Below are 21,604 nucleotides of genomic sequence, written 5' to 3' on the forward strand. Positions count from 1 at the left end.
AAAGGAGGAAATATAATGGCTAAAGTGGCTTTATATAACATGGAAGGCACAAAGACAGGCGATATGGAAGTATCAGATGCTATCTTTGCTGCTGAAGTGAATAAATCAGTTTTGCATCAGGTAGTTGTTAACTATCTTGCAAACCAAAGACAAGGCACACAGTCTACAAAGACACGTACAGAAGTTCGTGGCGGCGGTATTAAGCCTTGGAGACAAAAGGGTACAGGTCGTGCAAGACAAGGTAGTATCCGTGCTCCACAGTGGACTGGCGGTGGCGTAGCACTTGGTCCAAAGCCAAGAAGTTACAGATTCAGCGTAAACAAGAAGATTAAGAGAATCGCTCTTAAGAGTGCTCTTTCAGCTAAGTATGCTGATTACAAAATATTTGTTATAGATGAACTTGCTGTTGACGAAATCAAGACTGCTAAGATCGTAGCTCTTCTAAAGGGACTTGACGTTAATTCAAAGGCTCTTATCGTTACAGCAGATGCTGATGAAAAGGTTTACAAATCAGCAAGAAACATTAAGGGTGTTACACCGACTCACGTTGGTACACTTAACACATATGACGTTCTTAACAACGATGCATTCATCGTTTCAAAGGATGCCATTGCAAAGATTGAGGAGGTGCTTGCATAATGAATTCATTTGATATTCTAAGAAGACCAATCATCTCTGAACGCAGCATGGAAACTGTTTTAGACAGAGAAGGTAACGAGATTAAGAGATATACCTTTGAAGTTCCAAAGACTGTGAACAAGGTTGAAATAAAGAAAGCTGTTGAAGAAGCATTCGGCGTTAAGGTTGCTAAGGTAAACACAATGAATGTTCTTGGTAAGGTTAAGAGAATGGGCAGAAACGAAGGAAGACGTCCTTCATGGAAAAAGGCTATCGTTACTCTTACAGCTGACAGCAAAACTATCGAATTCTTCGATATTTAATCGTTATTAATTTATAGATAAGGAGAGTAAAGGATAATGGCTATTAAAAAGTATAATCCTACTTCGCCTGCCAGAAGATTTATGACAGTTTCAGACTTCGCTGAAATCACAAAGAAGTCACCGGAGCGTTCACTTCTTGCTAAGAAAGACAAGCACGCCGGCAGAAACTCATACGGTAGAATCACTGTTCGTCATAGAGGCGGCGGCAACAGAAGAAAGTACAGAATTATTGACTTTAAGAGAAATAAAGACGGTATGCCGGCAACAGTTATCGGTGTTGAATACGATCCGAACAGAAGTGCCAATATCGCTCTTGTTCAATATGAAGACGGCGAAAAGGCTTACATCATCGCTCCTATCGGTCTTACAGACGGTGACGTCGTAGTATCGGGCGAAGGTGCAGATATTAAGCCGGGTAACGCATTGTTTATAAAAGATATTCCGGTTGGTACACTAATTCATAACATTGAATTGTATCCTGGAAAGGGCGCTCAGCTTGTAAGAAGTGCAGGTAACAGTGCACAGCTTATGGCTAAGGAAGGCGACTATGCACAGGTTAGACTTCCAAGCGGCGAAGTTAGAATGATCAGACTTGATTGTAAAGCAACTATCGGTGTTGTAGGTAACCAACAGCATGAAAACGTATCTATCGGTAAAGCCGGAAGAAAGCGTCACATGGGTTGGAGACCGACAGTTCGTGGTGTTGTTATGAACCCTAACGATCACCCTCACGGTGGTGGTGAAGGTAAGTCACCAATCGGTCGTCCTGCACCGGTTACTCCTTGGGGTAAACCAGCACTTGGTCTTAAGACAAGAAAGACTAAGAACAGAACTGACAAGTTCATCGTTAAGAGAAGAAACGCTAAATAATAGATATTTAATTTTGATATAGATTGAAAGGAGGAAGATTTAATGGGCAGATCACTTAAGAAAGGACCTTTCGTTGAAGAGCGTCTTATGAAGAGAATTGACGCTATGAACGCAGCTAATGAAAAGAAGGTCGTAAAGACATGGTCAAGAGCTTCCACAATTTTCCCAGAAATGGTTGGACACACAATCGCAGTGCATGATGGCAGAAAGCATGTTCCTGTATTCATCAGTGAGGACATGGTAGGCCACAGACTTGGCGAATTCGCTCCTACAAGAACATACAAAGGTCATGCCGGAGCTAAAACTTCTAAGTAATATCTATGATATTGCTTAGAAGCAAAGAAATAAGATTTACAGAGGGATGTTAAATCCCGTTACTAATATTGCAAAAGGAGGAATCCACATGGAAGCACGTGCAGTGTTAAGATATGCTCGTATTTCACCTAGAAAGGTTAAGATAGTGCTTGATCTAATAAGAAACAAGCCTGCTAACGTTGCAATGGGTATTCTAAACAACACACCTAAAGCAGCAAGCGAGTATTTGACAAAGCTTCTTGCGTCAGCGATTGCAAACGCAGAGAACAATCATGATATGGATAAGAATAAGTTATACGTTGCAGAATGTTACGCAACACAAGGTCCTACTTTAAAGAGAATTCAGCCTCATGCTCAAGGCAGAGCGTTCAAGATTTTAAAGAGAACCAGCCATATCACTTTAGTATTAAAGGAAATGGAAGACTAATCGAAAAGGAGGTTCACTCATGGGACAAAAAGTTAATCCACACGGACTTAGAGTCGGAGTTATAAAAGATTGGGATTCTAAGTGGATTGCAGGTAAAAAAGATTTCGGAGACCAGTTGGTTGAAGATTATAATATAAGAAAGTTCGTTAAGAAGGCTTGCTATGATGCAGGTGTTGCTAAGATCGGTATTGAAAGAAAGCAGAATAAAGTGTTTATCACAATTCATGCTGCTAAGCCTGGTATCATCATCGGTAGAGGCGGTGCTGAAATCGATAAGCTAAAGGCTCAAATCGAAAAGCTTACTTCAAAGACTGTTAACGTAAACATCATGGAGGTTAAGACTCCTGATACAAATGCACAGCTTGTTGCTGAAAACATTGCTGCACAGCTTGAAAGAAGAATTTCATTCAGACGTGCAATGAAGCAAGTTATGGGCAGAGCAATGCGTCTTGGCGTTAAGGGTATCAAGACTGCAGTTGCAGGTCGTGTAGGCGGTGCTGAAATCGCAAGAACAGAACAATATCACGAGGGTACAATTCCTCTACAGACATTGAGAGCTGATATTGACTATGGTTTCGCTGAAGCTCATACAACATACGGTATTCTTGGCGTTAAGGTTTGGATTTACAAAGGTGAAATCCTAAACGTTGCTGACGGCAGAAGAAAGGAAGCTGCTCAACAAGCGGCTGACAATAACAGACGCGATAACAGAAGACGCGGCGATAGAAGACCGAAGGGAGGCAGATAATCATGTTGTTACCAAAGAGAGTTAAATACAGAAGAGTTATGCGTGGCAGAATGAAGGGTAAGGCAACACGTGGTAACGTTGTATCACACGGCGAGTTCGGCCTTCAGGCTCTTGAGCCGGCATGGATTACTTCAAGACAGATTGAAGCAGCCCGTATAGCTATGACAAGATATACAAAGCGTGGCGGTCAGGTTTGGATTAAGATATTCCCTGATAAGCCGGTAACAAGAAAACCTGCTGAAACTCGAATGGGTTCAGGTAAGGGTGCTCCAGAGTATTGGGTAGCAGTAGTTAAGCCTGGCAGAGTGCTTTTTGAAATGGCAGGCGTAAGTGAAGAAGTAGCAAGAGAGGCTATGCGTCTTGCTATGCACAAACTACCAATCAAGTGTAAGTTTGTAAAACGTCAAGCAGAGGATGGTGAATAAGAATGAAAGTAAATGAGCTAAGAGATTTATCAACAGCTGAATTGGAAGAAAAACTTGCAGAAAGCAAGCAAGAGCTTTTCAACTTGAGATTTCAGAATGCTATTAACCAATTAGAAAATCCAAAGAGAATTGGTGATGTAAAGAAGACTATCGCTCGTATTTTAACCATCATTCATGAAAGAGAACTACAAGGCAGTGCGATGTAATGCCGGTACTTGTTTGACAGGTACAAATTGAGCAGATAGAAGATTATTAGAAACGTGCGGAAGGAGGCACTTATCTGTGGAAGAAAGAAACAGCCGTAAGGTTAAGATCGGTAAAGTAATCAGCAATAAGATGGATAAGACAATCGTTGTTGCTATTGAAGAAAATAAAAAGCATCCGCTTTATGGTAAGATCGTTAAGAGAACTTACAAACTAAAGGCACATGATGAAGAAAACGTATGCTCTATCGGCGATAAGGTAAAGGTTATGGAAACAAGACCTCTATCAAAGGACAAGAGATGGAGACTCGTTGAAATAGTAGAAAAAGTTAAGTAATATAGCGTTCCCGGAAAGAGTGGAACAACTTGCTTTGCAAGTTGTAGTAAGCAAATCGCTTGCGATTTGTGAAGCGTAAGGAGGAAGTTTTAATGATTCAACAACAAACACTTTTAAAAGTGGCTGATAACACTGGCGCAAAGGAAGTTATGTGTATCCGAGTTATGGGCGGCAGTAAGAAAAGATATGCAGCAGTTGGCGACGAAATCATTTGCAGTGTCAAGAAGGCAACACCGGGCGGCGTTGTAAAAAAAGGTGACGTTGTAAAAGCTGTTGTAGTCAGAACGGTTAAAGAGTCAAAGCGTGCTGACGGTTCATACATCAGATTTGATGAGAACGCAGCAGTTATCGTAAAAGATGACAAAAACCCAAGAGGTACTCGTATTTTTGGCCCTGTTGCAAGAGAGCTTAGAGATAAAGAGTACATGAAGATACTATCATTGGCTCCGGAAGTTCTTTAATTAAGGAGGATAATTGATACAATGAAAAAGATGCATGTAAAAAGAGGCGACACTGTAAAAGTTATCGCCGGCAAAGATAAAGGTAAAGAGGGCAAGATTATCACAGCTATTCCGGCTGACGGTAAGGTAATCGTTGAAGGCGTTGCTGTTGCTAAGAGACATCAAAAGGCAAGAGTTCAAGGTCAGGAAAGCGGTATTATCCATAAGGAAATGCCAATCGACGCATCAAACGTAATGAGAGTTTGCTCAAAGTGCGGTAAAGCTGCAAGAACAGGTGTTAAGGTTCTTGATGACGGTTCAAAGATGAGATACTGCAAGAAGTGTAATGCAGAACTTAACGATTAATTTTCGAGAGGAGGAAGATTCTAACAATGAGTAGAATGCAAGATAAATATAATAAAGAAGTTGCTCCGGCTCTTATGGAGAAGTTCAGCTATAAAAGTACAATGCAAATCCCTAAGCTCGACAAGATCGTTATAAATATCGGTATGGGTGAAGCTAAAGACAACCCTAAGGCAATCGAGGCTGCTTGCGGAGATTTGGCTGCTATAACAGGTCAAAAGCCTATTATAACAAAGGCTAAGAAGTCAGTTGCGAACTTCAAGTTAAGAGAAGGAATGAATATCGGCTGTAAAGTAACACTTAGAGCTGACAAGATGTATGAATTCTTAGACAGATTTTTCAATGTTGCTCTTCCACGTGTAAGAGACTTTAGAGGTATCAACCCTAACGGTTTCGACGGTAGAGGTAACTATTCTGTTGGTATTAAGGAACAGCTTATATTCCCTGAAATTGACTATGATAAGATTGACAAAATCAGAGGTATGGACATCAACATTGTCACAACTGCACAGACAGACGAAGAAGCTCGTGAACTTCTAAAGTTAATGGGCGCTCCGTTCCGTTCATAGTTAAAAAGGAGGATTTAACATGGCAAGGAAAGCAATGGTTTTAAAACAACAGAAACAACCTAAGTATTCAACACAAGCTTATACAAGATGTAAGATTTGCGGCAGACCGCATGCTTACCTTAGAAAGTTTGGTATTTGCCGTATATGCTTTAGAGAATTGGCTTACAAAGGTCAAATCCCTGGCGTAAGAAAAGCAAGCTGGTAAAATCGAGCGTTTCTTATAAGAAACGAATTGATTTTTAGATATATGATAAAATTCGGACTTACAAAAATCCGAAAGAGGTAAAGTGACTTGCACAGCAAGTTATAGCTGAAGCAGGTATTTGATGCGAGACATCAAATACCGTAGCATAAGGCAAACCGCTTGCGGTTTGTGAGAGCGTAAGGAGGTAAAATAAATGCAAATAACTGATCCAATCGCAGATTTGCTTACAAGAATCAGAAATGCAAGCTCATCAAAGCATGAAACAGTCGATGTTCCTGCTTCAAACATGAAGAAGGCGATTGTTGAAATCCTTAATGATGAGGGTTATATAAAAGATTTTCAAGTAATCGAAGACGGTAAACAAGGCGTTATCAGAATTACTTTGAAATACGGACCTAACAAGGAAAGAGTTATAAGCGGTCTTAAGAGAGTTTCTAAGCCTGGTCTTAGATTCTACGCAAGCGTTGACGAACTTCCAAGAGTTCTTAAGGGTCTTGGTATCGCAATCGTTTCAACATCAAAGGGTATTATGACAGATAAGGAAGCAAGAAAGCAGCACGTTGGCGGCGAAGTACTTGCTTACATCTGGTAATTAATATTAATAAAAAAATAACTGAAAACCTGTGGAAACACACGGCTGTGTGTAAAACAGAGCAAATTTAAGTTAAGGAGGAAAAATCCCTATGTCAAGAATAGGTAAGTTACCTATCACTGTTCCTGCCGGAGTTGAGGTAAAGATCAGTGATACAAACGAAATCACAGTAAAAGGTAAGAACGGCACACTTTCAAGACAACTTCATCCTGATATGATCGTTAAGCTTAACGATGGAGTTATCACAGTAGAGCGTCCTTCAGAAGATAAGATGCACAAGTCATTGCACGGTCTTACAAGAACACTTGTAAACAATATGGTTATCGGTGTTACAGAAGGCTTTACAAAAGAGCTTGAAATCAACGGTGTTGGTTACAGAGCTGCAATGCAAGGCAAGACTCTTAACTTGAGTCTTGGTTACTCACATCCTGTTTTGTATGAAGCAAAGGAAGGCGTAACAATCGAAGTTCCTGCTCCAAACAAAATCATCGTTAAAGGTGCCAACAAAGAAGACGTTGGTGCAACAGCAGCGAAGATTAGAGAGTACAGACAGCCTGAACCATACAAGGGTAAGGGTATTAAGTACGTTGATGAACACATCAGACGTAAAGAAGGTAAAACAGGAGCTAAGAAGAAATAATTGAAAGGAGTGTTCTTAAATGATTAAGAAGATAGATACAAAAGCGGCTAGAGTTAGACGCCACGCAAGAGTTAGAAAGAACATCTCCGGCACAGCGGAGAGACCTCGTCTAAACGTATTCAGAAGTGCAAAACATATATATGCTCAGGTTATTGATGATGTAAAGGGTGTTACACTTGTTTCAGCATCAAGCATGGACAAAGAATTTGAAGGCTACGGCGGAAACGTTGAAGGTGCAAAGGCAATCGGTCAGAAAGTGGCTGAAAAGGCTCTTGCAGCAGGCATTAAAGCAGTAGTATTCGACAGAGGCGGATATGTATATCACGGCAGAGTTGCTGCTCTTGCAGAAGGCGCAAGAGAAGGCGGCTTGGAATTCTAATAGAAGGAGGAAGAGATAAGTGGCTGAAAGAATAGACGTAGAAGCTTTAGAGCTTGAGGAAAATGTCGTAGCAATCAACCGTGTTGCTAAGACTGTTAAAGGCGGTAGAACAATGAGATTCAGCGCTTTGGTCGTTGTTGGTGACAGAAATGGTCACGTTGGCTTCGGTCAAGGTAAGTCTGCTGAAATACCTGACGCAATCAGAAAAGGTATTGAAAGCGCAAAGAAGAATTTGATTTCTGTTCCTCTTGTAGGTTCAACAATTACTCATGAAGTTGTTGGTATTTCAGGTGCAGGTAAGGTTCTTCTTAAGCCGGCTGCACAAGGTACTGGTGTGCTTGCAGGTGGTGCTGCTCGTGCGGTTCTTGAACTTGCAGGTGTTAAAGACATCAGAGCAAAGAGCTTGAGATCAAATAACAAGAGAAACGTAGTTAGTGCTACTATACAGGGATTGTCAGAGTTAAAGCAGCCTGAAGAAGTTGCTAAGCTAAGAGGCAAGACTGTAGACCAAATCAGAGGTTAATAAGGAGGCACACAGTAATATGGCTAAGCTAAAAATTACATTAGTTAAGAGTACAATCGGCAGAAAGAAAGACCAAATCGCTACTGTTGAAGCTCTTGGACTAAAGAAAATAAGAAGTGTTGTTGAACACAATGACACACCTCAAATCAGAGGAATGATTAACAAGGTATCTCACCTTGTAACAGTTGAAGAAAACTAATTAGTAAGGAGGTGTAGCAAATGAACTTAAACGAATTGCAACCTGCTGAAGGTTCAAAGTTCGCTCCTAAGAGAGTGGGCAGAGGTATCGGAAGCGGTACAGGTAAAACTTCGGGAAAAGGTCATAAAGGACAAAACGCAAGAAGTGGCGGTGGCGTTAGACCGGGCTTTGAAGGTGGTCAAATGCCATTATACAGAAGACTTCCTAAGCGTGGATTTAAGAATATATTTGCAAAGCAGTATGTTGCTGTTAACGTTGAGGAGCTTAATAAGCTTGAGGACGGAGCAGAAGTTACAGCAGAAACACTAAAGGCAAACGGTATAATCAGCAAAACACTTGACGGTGTTAAAATACTTGGCAGAGGTGAGCTTAACAAAAAGCTTACTGTAAAGGTGGCTAAGATGAGCGCTTCTGCAAAGGAAAAAATAGAAAAGGCAGGCGGAAAGGCTGAGGTGATGTAATCGTGTTACAGACACTAAAGAATGCTTGGAAAATTCCGGACCTACGTCGCAGAATTCTATTTACATTAATGATGCTTATAGTTTTCAGATTCGGTGCACATATTCCTGTACCGTATCTGACAGCTGACGCTATGCAAGCGTTCCTTGGAAACGGCGGAACTGACTTGTTCAGCTTGTTCGATGTATTCACAGGTGGTGCGTTCTCAAACGCAACAGTTATGGCAATGGGTGTTTCACCATACATCAACGCATCTATTATCGTTCAACTTCTTACTGTCGCAATACCTTCTCTTGAGCGTCTGGCTAAAGAAGGTCTTGAGGGCAGAAAGAAAATTAACAAGATTACAAGATACCTTGGTATTGCGTTGGCATTCATACAAGGTGCCGGACTTTATGTAACACTTTACAATATGAGCGTTACAAACGGTCTTGACGCAATCAAAAATCCAAGCGTTTTAACATTTTTCGTAATAGTTCTTACATTCACAGCCGGTACAGCATTTATTATCTGGTTGGGTGAACTTATTACAGAAAAGGGACTTGGAAACGGCGTATCACTAATTATCTTTGCAGGTATCGTATCAAGAATACCATCAGCTGCATACGGAATTTATAATCAATTCTTGGGAGCAGGCGTAAATGCAAAGGGTCTTATATTCGTAGCTGCCATCATTGTTGTGGCAATAGCTGCTATCACGTTCGTTGTATTCTTCTCAGAGGCTGAAAGAAGAATTCCGGTTCAGTACGCTAAGCGTGTTGTAGGAAGAAAAATGTACGGCGGACAAAGCACAAACATTCCGATTAAAGTTGCAGCAGGCGGCGTTATGCCGATCATCTTTGCATCTTCAATCATGGCATTCCCTGCAACAATCGTAAGATTGGTTTCAGGCGGTAATATGCCGACAGCCGGTCTTGGATATTATATCCTTGGTTGTTTATCAGCCGGCTATGCGTCAGCATGGTGGACCAGTCTTGTATACGCAATTCTTTATGCGTTGCTTATACTATTCTTCACATATTTCTATTCTTCAATTCAGTTCAATCCGATTGAACTTGCAAATAATATGAAGAAGAGTGGAGGATACATTCCGGGTATCAGACCTGGTAAGCCGACAAGCGATTATATAGGAAAGATTTCTTCAAGATTAAATCTTGTAGGTGCATTCTTCCTTGCAATTATTGCAATCCTACCTGTAATTGTCGGTGCGATATTCAATGTAACGGCACTTCAAATCGGCGGTACATCACTTCTAATTATGGAAGGTGTTGCTCTTGAAACTGTCAGACAAATTGAATCACAAATGACAATGCGTCATTATAAAGGTTTCCTTGAATAATTTCAGGAAAGGCGGTATTTAGTATGAATTTGGTATTAATGGGCCCTCCGGGGGCAGGAAAAGGCACTCAAGGCGAAATTTTATCTAAGAGATTGGATATAAACACAATTTCAACGGGTGTTATGCTGAGAACCGCCATCAAGGAACAGTCAGAAATCGGAAAGATTGCTGAAAAGTATATCAATGATGGAAAACTTGTTCCGGATGACGTAATTGTTTCTATAGTAAAAGAAAGATTGCAAAAGCCTGATTGTGCAAAGGGATTTATCCTTGACGGATTCCCTCGCACAACAGCTCAGGCTGAGGCATTGACAGAATCGGGCGTAAAAATTGATAAAGTGCTTTCTCTTGAAGTTGCCGATGAGGCAATAATCGAGCGTTTGTCATCAAGACGTGAATGCTCAAAGTGCGGAGCACCGTACAATATCATATCAAACAAGCCTGAAACTGAAGGAATATGTGATAAATGTAAAGGCGAACTTATTCAGCGCGCCGATGATGTTCCTGAAACAATCAAGAACAGACTTAATGTTTATCACGAACAGACAGAGCCGATAAAAGCGTATTATGAAAAGCTTGGACTTCTTGTTACTGCAAAGGGCGAGGATAAGCTTGAAGATACAACAAGCAATGTTGCTAAGGCTTTGGGACTTGAGGTGTGAGTTATGATAACTATTAAATCAGCAAAACAAGTCGAAAAAATGCGTGCGTCAGCAAAGGTTACAAAAGGTGCGCTTGAGCTTCTTGAGAAGCACATCAAACCGGGTGTAACAACGGCGCAGCTTGATAAAATCGCATATGATTTTATTATATCACAAGGTGCAAAACCTAATTTCCTTAATTATAACGGTTTCCCGGGAACAATTTGTGCGTCAATCAATGACGAGGTTGTTCACGGAATTCCAAGTAAGAGAGCCATTTTGAAAGAGGGCGACATAATCAGCATTGATATGGGCGCTATACTTGACGGATGGCACAGTGATGCCGCAAGAACATTCGGAGTCGGAAAGATTTCGGACGAGGCACAAAATCTTATAGACGTTACACGTCAAAGTTTTTTTGAGGGAATTAAATATGTAAAGCACGGTGCCAAATTAGGCGATGTTTCGTCAGCAATTCAGCAGTATGTTGAATCGCATGGTTACAGCGTAGTGCGTGACCTTGTCGGTCATGGAATTGGTCGTAATCTTCATGAAGATCCGAGCGTACCGAATTTTGGCAAAGCCGGTCATGGCGTAAAGCTTGCCGCAGGTATGACAATTGCTATTGAACCTATGGTTAATGCAGGTGATTATAATGTTGCGGTACTTGATGATGATTGGACAGTTGTAACTGATGACGGAAGTTTGTCAGCCCACTATGAAAACACCGTATTGATTACAAAAGACGGGTGTGAAATATTAACACTTTAGGAGTATTATATGGAAATTATAGAGGGTTCAATCGTGCGTTCCATTGCGGGACGTGACAAGGGTGATTTGTTCATCGTCCTTTCAAGAGAAGGCGATTTTGTTTATCTTGCAAACGGTGAATTGCGAAAAGTGGATCACCCGAAAAAGAAAAAGCTCAAGCACCTTCAGGGTACAAACTCTGTTTCGGATTTTGTAAGTAACAAACTTGCAACTGCGGGTAAGGTTACAAATTCAGAGGTGCGAAAAGCATTAGCGGAGTTTAATTAAACCTGAAAGCGTATCTAAAGGAGGTTTATAACATATGTCTAAGCAAGATGTTATAGAAGTTGAAGGTAAAGTTGTTGAAAACTTGCCTAACGCACAGTTTAGAGTTGAGCTTGAAAATGGGCACCAGGTTACAGCACATATTTCAGGCAAACTGAGAATGAATTTCATAAAAATTCTACCGGGAGATAAGGTAACTCTTGAAATGAGTCCTTATGATCTTGATAAGGGCAGAATTACATGGAGAAGTAAATAATTTACTTCGGTCAGATAAGTGACGACAAGGAGGTAATAGATATGAAAGTACGTCCGTCAGTAAAACCAATTTGCGAAAAGTGCAAAATCATAAAGAGAAAAGGCAAAGTAATGGTTATTTGTGAGAACCCAAAGCATAAGCAAAAACAGGGTTAATCAGTCCATATTTTGCACATTCCGAACCTTTTTCGAACTTTGTGTACACTAAGTACACGGCAGTTTGAAAGAAGCTTTGGACTGCACTCAAATCTGAACTGATTAAAATAGCCGAGAGGTTATATCACAGGATACTAATTTATATATTATTTTGCAAAACGCAGTGAAAAGCACTGCATTAAAATTTGTTTATGACTTGTTCAGGCGAACAGCCTGAATGAGTTTTAATACAACACTATAAAAATTTTTTGATGATATCTTTTAATGGAGGTGTAGAAAAGTATGGCAAGAATAGCAGGTGTTGACTTACCTAGAGAAAAGAGAGTAGAGATTGGTCTTACCTATATATACGGCATTGGACTAAAGAGTTCTCAAAAGATTCTATCTCAAACAGGTATAAACCCAGACACAAGAGTAAAGGATCTTACAGAAGCAGATGTAAGTAAGCTAAGAGAAGTTATCGACGCTGAATACACAGTTGAAGGTGACCTTAGAAGACAGTTGGCTCTTGACATCAAGAGACTTATGGAAATCGGATGTTACAGAGGTATCCGTCACAGAAGAGGTCTTCCTGTAAGAGGACAAAACACAAAGAACAATGCAAGAACCCGTAAGGGTCCTGCAAGAGCGATTGCAGGTAAGAAGAAATAAAGGAGGGACTAAGCTAAATGGCTAAGGTAGCAAAGAAGACTACACGTACAAGACGTCGTGATAGAAAGAATATTGAAAAAGGCGCGGCTCATATCCGTTCAACTTTCAACAATACAATAGTTACAATTACAGATACAGCTGGTAATGCTATATCTTGGGCAAGTGCCGGCGGTTTAGGCTTCCGCGGCTCAAGAAAGAGCACACCTTTCGCTGCTCAAACAGCTGCAGAAACAGCAGCTAAGGCAGCTATGGAACATGGAATGAAGACAGTAGAAGTTTACGTTAAGGGCCCTGGTGCAGGTAGAGAAGCTGCAATCAGAGCACTTCAAGCAACAGGTCTTGATGTTACAATGATTAAGGACGTAACTCCTATTCCTCATAACGGTTGTAGACCACCAAAGAGAAGAAGAGTCTGATTTGTATATTATTGTAAAGGAGGAAAAATTAACATGGCAATAAACAGACAACCAGTGTTAAAGAGATGCAAGACTTTGGGCATTAACCCTGCAACAATGGGTATTGATAAGTCGTCAAACAGAAACCCAAAGCAAGGCAGAAAAAAGCAGTCTGAATATGGCTTGCAGCTTAATGAAAAGCAAAAGGTTAAGTTTATATACGGTGTACTTGAGAAGCAATTCAGAAAGTACTATGTAATGGCTACAAAGAAACAGGGCATCACAGGTGAAATGTTGCTTCAAATCCTTGAGTCAAGACTTGACAATGTTGTTTTCAGATTAGGTTTGGCTAATACAAGACGTGAAGCAAGACAAATTGTTAATCACGGTCATATCACAGTAAACGGTCAAAAGGTTGATATTCCGTCATACCTTGTTAAGCCGGGTGATGTAATAGCAGTTAGAGAAAAGAGTAAGAACTCTGTTAGAATTAAGGAAATCGTTGAAACAAACGCAAACAGGGTTGTTCCAAAGTGGCTTTCAATGGATAAGAATACACTTACAGGTAAGGTTATCACATTGGCTGCAAGAGATGACATCGACTACGAAGTTGAGGAACACCTTATCGTCGAACTTTATTCTAAATAATTATATGTTACCCTCGGTACGTGGATATATATATATGTTTTTTCGAGAGATTTCGGAGCTTAGACTGCTCCGAAGTCATCTCTAATTATGAAGGAGGGTTCTGAAATGATAGAAATGGAAAAGCCTAATATAGAATGCGTTGAAATGAGTGACGACGGCAGATACGGCAAATTCGTTGTATCTCCTCTTGAGCGCGGTTACGGCACAACTCTTGGTAACTCACTACGCAGAATTTTACTTTCATCATTGCCTGGTGCGGCTGCTACTTCAATTAAAATTGAAGGTGTGCAGCACGAATTTTCAACTGTACCCGGTGTTACAGAAGATGTTACAGAGCTTATACTTAACATTAAAAAGCTTGCTTTGAAGATTCACGTTGATCTTCCAAAGACTGTTTACATCGAGGCAAAGGGCGCACAGGAAATTACAGCAGGTGACATAAAGCGTGACGATGATGTTGAGATTTTTAATCCGGATCTTCATATCGCAACACTTAATGATGATGCAAATCTTTATATTGAGATTACTCTATCAAAGGGCAGAGGCTATGTAAGTGCTGATAAGAACAAGCAAGCAATGCAGCCGGTAATCGGAGTAATCCCTGTGGATTCTATCTATACTCCTGTAACGAAGGTTAATTATACAGTAGAAAACACTCGTGTAGGTCAATATACAGATAGAGAACAGTTGGCAGTTGAGCTATGGACAAACGGAACAATTAAGCCTGATGAGGCTGTGTCTTTGGCTGCTAAGATAATGAACGACCTACTTTCATTGTTCGTAGACCTTTCAGATGACGCTAAGAATACTGAAATCATCGTTGAAAAGGAAGAGAACAAGAAGGAAAAGGTTCTTGAAATGACTATCGAGGAACTTGATTTATCAGTTCGTTCATATAACTGCTTAAAGCGTGCTGGTATTAACACGGTTGAAGACCTTACAAACAAATCTGAAGAAGATATGATGAAGGTTAGAAACCTTGGTAGAAAGTCGCTTGAAGAAGTCATAAACAAATTGAATGGTTTAGGTCTTTACCTTAAAAAAGAAGAAGATTAATAGGAGGTAACAGTAATGCCGGGAACAAGAAAGTTAAATCGCCCAACAGACCAAAGAAAAGCTATGTTGCGTAACCTTGTAACAAGCTTCTTGGAAAATGGCAGAATTGAAACTACTTTAACAAGAGCGAAAGAAACTCAGAGCATGGCAGAGAAAATGATTACTCTTGGTAAGACAAATACACTACATTCTCGTCGTCAGGCATTGGAGTTTATCACAAAAGAAGACGTTGTAACAAAGGTTTTCTCTGAAATAGCTCCTAAGTACGCTGACAGAAACGGCGGTTACACAAGAATTTACCAAACAGGTCCTCGTCGCGGTGACAGTGCACCTATGGCAATTCTTGAGCTTGTAGACTAATTAATTGTATATTAAGACGGTTCGTATGAACCGTCTTTTTTGTGTTTACAAAAATAGAAAAGTGTGATATAATAATTTTGCGATAGAAATGAATATTTAATACCAAATCAGTTTACGTTAGTAAAAAACGTAAGCTTTCTTTGATATATACTGATTTGGTGTAATTTCTGTCGCAAGAATACAAGCAAAGCTGCGTTTTTAGTGCGTGGTTTTGCCACGCACTTTTTTTATGGAGGTTTGTATTATGGAAGAGATTTTTGGATTTAATGACCAATTTTTTGACGAGCGTATTGAAGTGGCAATGTTACATCTTGAGGGCAACGACAGTAAATATAACAAGGTATTTAACAAACTCAGTGCAACTCTTTCGGATATGTTTCACCATTATTATGACGGCGGAAAAGGTATACCTGAAGGATATGAGGAGCGTATACAGTATTTTTTTGAAAACATACAGGGTATTGATAATGTAAGATTACGTACCGTATATTTTGCCGCTGTGGTTGATTGTATGAATATGTTAGTAAAGTTAGGTTACATAAAGATATAAAAAAACGACTGTTTCAAAACAGTCGTTTTTGTTTGTCTTAAATTACATTAACTTTTGCAATCTTTCGTTTACTGCAAGTAAGAATTCTTCCGTATCAACCTTTTGCTTATTTTCAAGAGTTGAAAGAGCGGCAAGGTCGCCTGTCATAACGCCTTCTTCGATTGTTTGGATTGTAGCTTTTTCAAGATTATCAGCAAACTTGATTAGGTCGTCAAGGCCGTCCATTTCGCCTCTCTTACGAAGTGCGCCTGTCCAAGCAAACAATGTTGCAACAGAGTTTGTTGAAGTTTTTTCGCCCTTTAAATGCTTGTAGTAATGTCTTTGAACAGTACCGTGAGCAGCTTCATACTCATAAACACCGTCAGGTGATACAAGTACTGATGTCATCATAGCAAGTGAGCCGTAAGCTGTCGCAACCATATCCGACATAACGTCACCGTCATAGTTCTTACAAGCCCAAATATATCCGCCGTTTGAACGGATAACTCTTGCAACCGCGTCATCAATCAATGTATAGAAGTATTCGATACCGGCTGCCTCAAACTTTTCTTTATATTCGTTATCATAGATTTCTTGGAATATATCCTTGAAACGATGGTCATATTTCTTTGAAATTGTGTCCTTTGTTGCAAACCAAATATCTTTCTTCATATCAAGAGCATAGTTGAAACATGCTTTTGCAAAGCTGGCAATAGATTCATCTCTGTTATGAACACCTTGAATAATACCGTCCTCGTTGCTGAAATCGTAAATCAACTCACGAGTTTCTTTTCCGTCCTTGTCTGTGCAAACAAGCTCAGCTTTACTGCCGGCTTTAACCTGCATTTCGACGTTCTTATAAATATCGCCGTATGCGTGACGTGCGATTGTTATAGGTTTTGTCCAAGTCGGAATGTAAGGAGTGATACCCTTAACAAGAATAGGTGTTCTGAAAACTGTACCGTCAAGCATGGCACGGATAGTACCGTTAGGAGATTTCCACATTTCCTTTAGGTCATATTCTGTCATTCTTGCAGCGTTAGGTGTGATTGTCGCACACTTAACCGCAACACCGTATTTCTTTGTTGCATTCGCGCTGTCAACTGTAACTTGGTCGTTAGTTTCGTTTCTGCGTTCAAGCCCCAAATCATAGTATTCAGTTTTTAAGTCTATGTAAGGTGTAAGAAGAATATCCTTAATCATCTTCCATATGATTCTTGTCATTTCGTCGCCGTCCATTTCGACAAGCGGTGTTTTCATCTGAATTTTTGCCATTTTCTTATACTCCTTTTTATTATAGATAAAAAGGGACTGTAAAAAGCCCCCTTGCTGTTTATTATCTTAGCATATATATTTAATTATGTCAATGTTCATTTTGACGAATTAAGTAAATCGGAAAAATCCTCATACGGCAATGGTTTAGAATAGAAATAACCCTGAACCATATTACAGCCTGCATTTTTTAAGAAATCACGTTGACTTTGTGTTTCGACACCCTCGCAGATTGTTTTAACGTGAATTTTTGATGCCATATTAATAATTTCCTCAACAATAACTTGACTTCGCTGAACATCTTCAGTACTGTCGATAAATACCTTGTCAATTTTAAGTGTATCAATCTGCACTTTTCTAAGCAGGTTAAGCGATGAGTAACCACTTCCGAAGTCGTCCATTGATATTGTAAAACCGTGTTCTTTCAAATTGTATATAAGTGCGATTGCCGAGCTGTCCTCTTGACTGAATATACTTTCTGTAATTTCCATTTCAATATACTGCTTAGGCACTTTGTACTTTGCGACAACCGCCTCAAGCTTGTCAACAAAATTCGTATCCGAAAGGTGACATCTTGAAACGTTCATTGAAATAGGAATAACCTTTTTACCCATATCAAGGCGATGTTTTTGCATTTTCAAAACCTGTTCATATACATAGAAATCAAGGTCAACAATAAAGCCGTTGCGCTCAAAAACAGGGATAAATACGCCCGGTGAAATAATGCCCTTTTCCTTGTGATTCCAACGCACAAGCGCCTCCGCACCGATGATTGTATCATTTGCAAGCTCGTATTTCGGCTGATAGTAAACGACAAATTCACCCTTGCTCAATGCACGGACCATTTCACTTTCAATCATATTTTTCATATTAAGTTTTTTGTTCATATCGTCCGTGAAATAGCAGATATAATTTGTATTTCGCGCTGATGGGTACTTTTTGGCAATATTTGCTCTGTCAATGTAAAGTGACAGGCTCAAAGCGGGATTGTAACGCGGAATAGGGCAAACACCGATTTTTAGCGGTACTTTATAATTTGTTGTGTTATGTATTGAAATATCCAAGTCCACAAGGCTCTTTAAAAGTTCGCGGTTTTGTGAAGTGTCCTCAACGAGAATTAAGAAACTGTCACTTTGCGAACGTGCGTAAAGTCCGTTTTTGTGGAATTTTGATTTTATATTCTTAGCAATGTTCATAAGCGTCTGGTCGCCGACTATGTGACCGAAACGTTCGTTTATAAGTTTGAAGTTTCTTACGTCAAGCGATGTGAGTAAGTATGATTTATCGCTGTTGTTATCCAATATTTTTTCAGCCGTTTTCATAAAATACTGCTTATTCGGAATTTGCGTAAGTGTGTCCGTATGCAGAAGTTTTTTGTAATAATATTCACGCCATTTTATGAATACGATTATCGCGATTATAACAAGCAATATTATAAATATCCATTGCTTGTTTGTTTTCAACATATCTTTTACAGTCGGAACATATATATGATTTAATGTGTAGACTTTCCTTTCAAGTTCCGAATTTGTAAGTGTTACATTTTGGATTGTCTTGTTCAAAAGGCTTACGATATGCTGATTGCAGGTAAGGTTGGAAACACCAAGACTTGCGGGAACTTCAACGTCAAAGTCTTGCAATATTGAAAGCTTAGGATGTGCAATCAAACTCGTTTTAGTCTGTAAATCTGTCAACGAAACAAGTACAGCTGAAACAGTGTTGTTTTCGACTGCCGTTAAAAGTGAGTCAATGGATGAATATTTTTCGACAGACCATTGTTTGTATTTGTCGTCAAGATAATCTGTAATCCACGAATCGTCTGCCAATATGCCGACGTGAATTTCACTGTCCTCAAAAATGTTCGTGTCTTTTTTCACTAACGGCAAGTATGAAACCTTTGTATAAGGCAGTGTTGCAGTGGTAAGACCTTGTTTTGAACCTGAAACCGTAAGAATTATGTCGGCTTTACCCATAACAATTCCGTTCATTGACATTTCGGATTGATCGTATGAGATAAATTCAATTTCAAAACCGGCATTGTCGGCAACTTTTTTGATAATATCTTCGTATATACCGTTATATTCGCCCGTGTCCTTGTCATAATATGATGACGGATAATTGTTGTCGGGCGCAAGTATGCGAAGTTTAGGGTGATTTTCCTTTGCTGTCTGCTCTTCTTTCGTGTAGCCTATTGAGTTGCTGTAAGGGCGTTTAAACAGCTTTGTATATTCCATTGACAGATAGAACGGATTTTGTATTTTGTATTGATTTATAGCGCTGTTTAGCTTTGTAAGAAGATTGGTATTATCTTTTCTTACGGCACAGTAGTAGTCCAATTTGCCGCCTTTGGCTATTAATTTTAATCCGTCGGGATTGTTTGTTGTAGGTGTAAAAATTGCGTCGATTGAATTGTTTTTCACGGCATTTAACATATCGTCCACAGTATCGTAATAAACAGGGATGTATGTAAAATTATTTGCAGCCGAAAAATCGGAAAGAATTTTTTCTATATACGAATTTTTAAGTAAACCGATTTTAATTTGATTGAATATATCAAATTCTTCAAAATATAATTGCTTGTAATCAGTGGTATAAAGTCCTAAAAAGCCTGTTGCGATAGGTGATGATGTATAGTCAACATACGCCAAAAAGGCATCACTCACAGGAACCATACATAAAAAATCTATATTTCCGTTTTGAAGGTCGGAAATACCTTTATTAAAAGTTGTGTCATCGAAGTTTATTTCGTTAGCTATAAAATTTGTACTTGCAGTTGTATCTAAAATAGTATTTACACTATCTTCGGCATATTCACTGATACTGTTGCCGTCAAAGCTGTAATCATTAAGAATACCGGCTTTTAGCGTATTCGTTTCAGCATATACCGAAAAAGAAGTAAAGCAAATAACAGATGTTAAAAGCATTAAAATAATTGCTTTTATGTTTTTCATTCAAATTCCCCTTTGTTTAAATCCTCTCTCTCATATATTATATACCACATTGTCCAAATGTTCAAACAAAAAATTAAAAAAATATTGCAGACAAAACCTTTAAGGGGTATCTGCTTTATATTTGGTATACATATTATAAGTTATCGTGCATATACATATAACATATATTTTGGACAAAAGGAGGAAACAAAAAGTGGAAGAATACAATATTTACAGTGATATAGCACAGAGGAGTCAAGGAGATGTTTATATAGGTGTAGTCGGACCGGTCAGAACAGGTAAATCTACATTTATAAAAAAGTTTATGGATTTGCTTGTAATACCTAATATAGAAAATGTGTATCAGGCAGAGAGAACACGAGATGAATTGCCACAGTCCGCCGGCGGCAGAACGATTATGACGACAGAGCCGAAGTTCATACCGAATGAGGCGGTGGAAATATCCCTGGGTGATAATGCACATTTAAAAGTGAGAATGATTGACTGCGTCGGCTATATCGTGGACAGTTCGCTTGGGTATGTGGAGGATAACGAGCCGAGAATGGTTACAACCCCGTGGTTTGACCACCCGATTGCTTTTAATGAGGCGGCGGAAATAGGTACGAAAAAAGTTATTTGCGAACATTCGACTATCGGTCTTGTTGTTACGACTGACGGTACGATTACGGAGATTGACAGAAACGATTATGTTGACGCCGAAAACAGAGTTATAAATGAATTAAAAGCGATTAATAAGCCGTTTATCGTGCTGTTAAATTCGGTAGCGCCTAATTCGCAGAGCACACAGAATTTAAAGGCTGAACTTGAGGCAAAACACGGTGTACCTGTTGTGGCGGTGAATTGTGAAGAACTTAATGCAACGGATATACATAATATTATTGAAACGGTGTTGTTTGAATTTCCGCTTAAAGAAATTAATATTAAAATTCCAGATTGGATTGAAGAACTTGACAGTGAGCATTGGCTGAAAAAAGAGATATACGGTGCGATAATCGAAAAAATTGAGGACGTAAACCGTATTCGCGATGTGCGTGCATTGTCGGACGGTATGGGTGAGTGCGGTTTTGTTCAGCGTTCGTATATCGAGGGTATGGATTTGGGTGACGGTACGGTTAAGCTGTGTATGGAACTTCCGCAGGAGCTTTTCTATCGTGTGCTTGGTGAAATGTCCGGCTTTGAAATTGACGGCGAACATCAGCTTATGACGCTTATGTCGGAGCTGGCACAGATGAAAGCACAGTATGATAAGGTGTCATTTGCACTTCACGAGGTGATGGAAAAGGGTTACGGAATTGTGTCACCGTCAACAGAAGAATTGACTCTTGACGAACCGAAAATCGTTAAACAAGGCGGTAGATTCGGTGTTAAACTTAAAGCGTCCGCACCGTCTATACATATGATTCGTGCGGATATTGAAACGGAAGTAAGTCCGATTGTCGGTACTGAAAAACAGTCGGAGGAACTTGTGCATTATCTGCTGTCGGAATTTGAAACAGATCCGACAAAAATTTGGCAGTCGAATATATTCGGTAAGTCGCTTTATGAGCTTGTAAATGAGGGACTTCATAATAAACTTTCAAGAATGCCTGAATCGGCAAGAATGAAATTAAAAGAAACTTTGCAGAGGATTATTAATGACGGAAGTAACGGCTTGATTTGTATAATTCTGTAATAAGGGGCT

Annotated in this window: 34 protein-coding genes; 32 read left to right on the forward strand and 2 right to left on the reverse strand. The window is 39.5% G+C overall.

All coding sequences use genetic code 11. The features are described from left to right. Nucleotides 1-15: 15 nt before the first annotated feature. The 31 genes from rplD (at nt 16) to LKE05_RS03670 (ending at nt 15,721) form a co-directional block, all read left to right on the forward strand. Complete coding sequence (gene rplD, locus LKE05_RS03520; protein ID WP_022231070.1) at nt 16-639, forward strand: 50S ribosomal protein L4; 624 nt, start codon at nt 16-18, stop codon at nt 637-639. Continuing rightward, entirely contained in the window at nt 639-941 is a 303-nt protein-coding gene (gene rplW, locus LKE05_RS03525; RefSeq protein ID WP_022231071.1) for a 50S ribosomal protein L23, read from the forward strand. The genes rplD and rplW overlap by 1 nt, the downstream gene beginning before the upstream one ends. A 36-nt stretch (nt 942-977) precedes the next feature. Beyond that, nucleotides 978-1,811: a 50S ribosomal protein L2 gene (rplB, locus tag LKE05_RS03530; protein ID WP_308455946.1), complete on the forward strand. Its 834-nt coding sequence runs from the start codon at nt 978-980 to the stop codon at nt 1,809-1,811. 42 nt (nt 1,812-1,853) lie between these two features. Continuing rightward, nucleotides 1,854-2,126 (forward strand): 30S ribosomal protein S19, encoded by a 273-nt coding sequence (gene rpsS / locus LKE05_RS03535; protein WP_022231073.1) that lies wholly within the window; start codon nt 1,854-1,856, stop codon nt 2,124-2,126. A gap of 88 nt (nt 2,127-2,214) precedes the next feature. Then, nucleotides 2,215-2,553 carry a 50S ribosomal protein L22 gene (gene rplV / locus LKE05_RS03540; RefSeq protein ID WP_022231074.1) on the forward strand — a complete coding sequence of 113 codons (339 nt, stop codon included), beginning with the start codon at nt 2,215-2,217 and terminating at the stop codon, nt 2,551-2,553. A gap of 19 nt (nt 2,554-2,572) precedes the next feature. Then, nucleotides 2,573-3,301 (forward strand): 30S ribosomal protein S3, encoded by a 729-nt coding sequence (gene rpsC / locus LKE05_RS03545; protein WP_117968371.1) that lies wholly within the window; start codon nt 2,573-2,575, stop codon nt 3,299-3,301. 2 nt (nt 3,302-3,303) lie between these two features. Continuing rightward, nucleotides 3,304-3,726, forward strand: a complete 423-nt coding sequence (gene rplP / locus LKE05_RS03550) for a 50S ribosomal protein L16 (protein ID WP_022231076.1) — start codon at nt 3,304-3,306, stop codon at nt 3,724-3,726. Between the two features lie 2 nt (nt 3,727-3,728). After that, a complete protein-coding gene (rpmC, locus tag LKE05_RS03555; protein WP_022231077.1) occupies nt 3,729-3,932 on the forward strand; it encodes a 50S ribosomal protein L29 in 204 nt (67 codons plus the stop codon). Nucleotides 3,933-4,008: 76 nt separating this feature from the next. Further along, nucleotides 4,009-4,266, forward strand: coding sequence for a 30S ribosomal protein S17 (gene rpsQ, locus LKE05_RS03560; protein WP_022231078.1), 258 nt, complete (start codon nt 4,009-4,011; stop codon nt 4,264-4,266). Nucleotides 4,267-4,358: 92 nt separating this feature from the next. Continuing rightward, nucleotides 4,359-4,727, forward strand: coding sequence for a 50S ribosomal protein L14 (gene rplN, locus LKE05_RS03565; RefSeq protein WP_022231079.1), 369 nt, complete (start codon nt 4,359-4,361; stop codon nt 4,725-4,727). 21 nt (nt 4,728-4,748) lie between these two features. Then, nucleotides 4,749-5,072 carry a 50S ribosomal protein L24 gene (gene rplX, locus LKE05_RS03570; RefSeq protein WP_022231080.1) on the forward strand — a complete coding sequence of 108 codons (324 nt, stop codon included), beginning with the start codon at nt 4,749-4,751 and terminating at the stop codon, nt 5,070-5,072. A gap of 26 nt (nt 5,073-5,098) precedes the next feature. After that, the gene (gene rplE, locus LKE05_RS03575; RefSeq protein WP_022231081.1) at nt 5,099-5,638 is read left to right on the forward strand and encodes a 50S ribosomal protein L5; all 540 of its coding nucleotides are present in this window, start codon (nt 5,099-5,101) and stop codon (nt 5,636-5,638) included. A gap of 19 nt (nt 5,639-5,657) precedes the next feature. Then, the gene (locus LKE05_RS03580; protein ID WP_022231082.1) at nt 5,658-5,843 is read left to right on the forward strand and encodes a type Z 30S ribosomal protein S14; all 186 of its coding nucleotides are present in this window, start codon (nt 5,658-5,660) and stop codon (nt 5,841-5,843) included. A gap of 193 nt (nt 5,844-6,036) precedes the next feature. After that, nucleotides 6,037-6,435 (forward strand): 30S ribosomal protein S8, encoded by a 399-nt coding sequence (rpsH, locus tag LKE05_RS03585; RefSeq protein ID WP_022231083.1) that lies wholly within the window; start codon nt 6,037-6,039, stop codon nt 6,433-6,435. Between the two features lie 91 nt (nt 6,436-6,526). Beyond that, the gene (gene rplF, locus LKE05_RS03590; protein ID WP_022231084.1) at nt 6,527-7,075 is read left to right on the forward strand and encodes a 50S ribosomal protein L6; all 549 of its coding nucleotides are present in this window, start codon (nt 6,527-6,529) and stop codon (nt 7,073-7,075) included. A 19-nt stretch (nt 7,076-7,094) separates the two neighbouring features. Further along, nucleotides 7,095-7,454, forward strand: a complete 360-nt coding sequence (rplR, locus tag LKE05_RS03595) for a 50S ribosomal protein L18 (protein WP_022231085.1) — start codon at nt 7,095-7,097, stop codon at nt 7,452-7,454. A 19-nt stretch (nt 7,455-7,473) separates the two neighbouring features. Next, nucleotides 7,474-7,977: a 30S ribosomal protein S5 gene (gene rpsE / locus LKE05_RS03600; protein WP_022231086.1), complete on the forward strand. Its 504-nt coding sequence runs from the start codon at nt 7,474-7,476 to the stop codon at nt 7,975-7,977. A gap of 19 nt (nt 7,978-7,996) precedes the next feature. After that, nucleotides 7,997-8,176 carry a 50S ribosomal protein L30 gene (gene rpmD / locus LKE05_RS03605; protein ID WP_022231087.1) on the forward strand — a complete coding sequence of 60 codons (180 nt, stop codon included), beginning with the start codon at nt 7,997-7,999 and terminating at the stop codon, nt 8,174-8,176. A 20-nt stretch (nt 8,177-8,196) separates the two neighbouring features. Next, complete coding sequence (gene rplO / locus LKE05_RS03610) at nt 8,197-8,637, forward strand: 50S ribosomal protein L15 (protein ID WP_022231088.1); 441 nt, start codon at nt 8,197-8,199, stop codon at nt 8,635-8,637. 2 nt (nt 8,638-8,639) lie between these two features. Then, nucleotides 8,640-9,974, forward strand: coding sequence for a preprotein translocase subunit SecY (gene secY / locus LKE05_RS03615; RefSeq protein WP_117968369.1), 1,335 nt, complete (start codon nt 8,640-8,642; stop codon nt 9,972-9,974). A gap of 23 nt (nt 9,975-9,997) precedes the next feature. Further along, a complete protein-coding gene (locus LKE05_RS03620) occupies nt 9,998-10,636 on the forward strand; it encodes an adenylate kinase (RefSeq protein ID WP_022231090.1) in 639 nt (212 codons plus the stop codon). A gap of 3 nt (nt 10,637-10,639) precedes the next feature. Further along, nucleotides 10,640-11,386, forward strand: coding sequence for a type I methionyl aminopeptidase (gene map, locus LKE05_RS03625; RefSeq protein WP_308455947.1), 747 nt, complete (start codon nt 10,640-10,642; stop codon nt 11,384-11,386). 9 nt (nt 11,387-11,395) lie between these two features. After that, on the forward strand, nt 11,396-11,653 hold the full coding sequence (locus tag LKE05_RS03630; protein WP_147514166.1) for a KOW domain-containing RNA-binding protein: 258 nt from the start codon (nt 11,396-11,398) through the stop codon (nt 11,651-11,653). A gap of 34 nt (nt 11,654-11,687) precedes the next feature. Beyond that, nucleotides 11,688-11,906, forward strand: coding sequence for a translation initiation factor IF-1 (gene infA, locus LKE05_RS03635; protein ID WP_022231093.1), 219 nt, complete (start codon nt 11,688-11,690; stop codon nt 11,904-11,906). A 41-nt stretch (nt 11,907-11,947) separates the two neighbouring features. Next, nucleotides 11,948-12,061 (forward strand): 50S ribosomal protein L36, encoded by a 114-nt coding sequence (gene rpmJ / locus LKE05_RS03640; RefSeq protein ID WP_008516283.1) that lies wholly within the window; start codon nt 11,948-11,950, stop codon nt 12,059-12,061. Nucleotides 12,062-12,343: 282 nt separating this feature from the next. Continuing rightward, the gene (gene rpsM / locus LKE05_RS03645) at nt 12,344-12,712 is read left to right on the forward strand and encodes a 30S ribosomal protein S13 (RefSeq protein ID WP_022231094.1); all 369 of its coding nucleotides are present in this window, start codon (nt 12,344-12,346) and stop codon (nt 12,710-12,712) included. 17 nt (nt 12,713-12,729) lie between these two features. After that, a complete protein-coding gene (gene rpsK, locus LKE05_RS03650; protein WP_117968366.1) occupies nt 12,730-13,128 on the forward strand; it encodes a 30S ribosomal protein S11 in 399 nt (132 codons plus the stop codon). Nucleotides 13,129-13,161: 33 nt separating this feature from the next. Further along, nucleotides 13,162-13,755: a 30S ribosomal protein S4 gene (gene rpsD, locus LKE05_RS03655; RefSeq protein WP_022231096.1), complete on the forward strand. Its 594-nt coding sequence runs from the start codon at nt 13,162-13,164 to the stop codon at nt 13,753-13,755. A gap of 105 nt (nt 13,756-13,860) precedes the next feature. Beyond that, the gene (locus LKE05_RS03660) at nt 13,861-14,811 is read left to right on the forward strand and encodes a DNA-directed RNA polymerase subunit alpha (RefSeq protein ID WP_308455948.1); all 951 of its coding nucleotides are present in this window, start codon (nt 13,861-13,863) and stop codon (nt 14,809-14,811) included. 15 nt (nt 14,812-14,826) lie between these two features. Beyond that, on the forward strand, nt 14,827-15,171 hold the full coding sequence (gene rplQ / locus LKE05_RS03665; protein ID WP_022231098.1) for a 50S ribosomal protein L17: 345 nt from the start codon (nt 14,827-14,829) through the stop codon (nt 15,169-15,171). 244 nt (nt 15,172-15,415) lie between these two features. Continuing rightward, a complete protein-coding gene (locus LKE05_RS03670; RefSeq protein ID WP_308455949.1) occupies nt 15,416-15,721 on the forward strand; it encodes a hypothetical protein in 306 nt (101 codons plus the stop codon). Nucleotides 15,722-15,763: 42 nt separating this feature from the next. Here the strand turns inward: LKE05_RS03670 and LKE05_RS03675 are convergent, their stop codons facing one another. After that, nucleotides 15,764-16,975, reverse strand: a complete 1,212-nt coding sequence (locus LKE05_RS03675) for an NADP-dependent isocitrate dehydrogenase (protein WP_308455950.1) — start codon at nt 16,973-16,975, stop codon at nt 15,764-15,766. 95 nt (nt 16,976-17,070) lie between these two features. Then, nucleotides 17,071-19,923, reverse strand: coding sequence for an EAL domain-containing protein (locus LKE05_RS03680; protein WP_308455951.1), 2,853 nt, complete (start codon nt 19,921-19,923; stop codon nt 17,071-17,073). A gap of 193 nt (nt 19,924-20,116) precedes the next feature. On the opposite strand from LKE05_RS03680, the gene spoIVA reads away from it, so the two are divergent. After that, entirely contained in the window at nt 20,117-21,595 is a 1,479-nt protein-coding gene (gene spoIVA, locus LKE05_RS03685) for a stage IV sporulation protein A (RefSeq protein WP_308455952.1), read from the forward strand. The last annotated feature ends 9 nt before the right edge of the window (nt 21,596-21,604 follow it).

Source organism: Hominilimicola fabiformis (assembly GCF_020687385.1).
Lineage (GTDB): Bacteria > Bacillota > Clostridia > UBA1381 > UBA1381 > Hominilimicola > Hominilimicola fabiformis.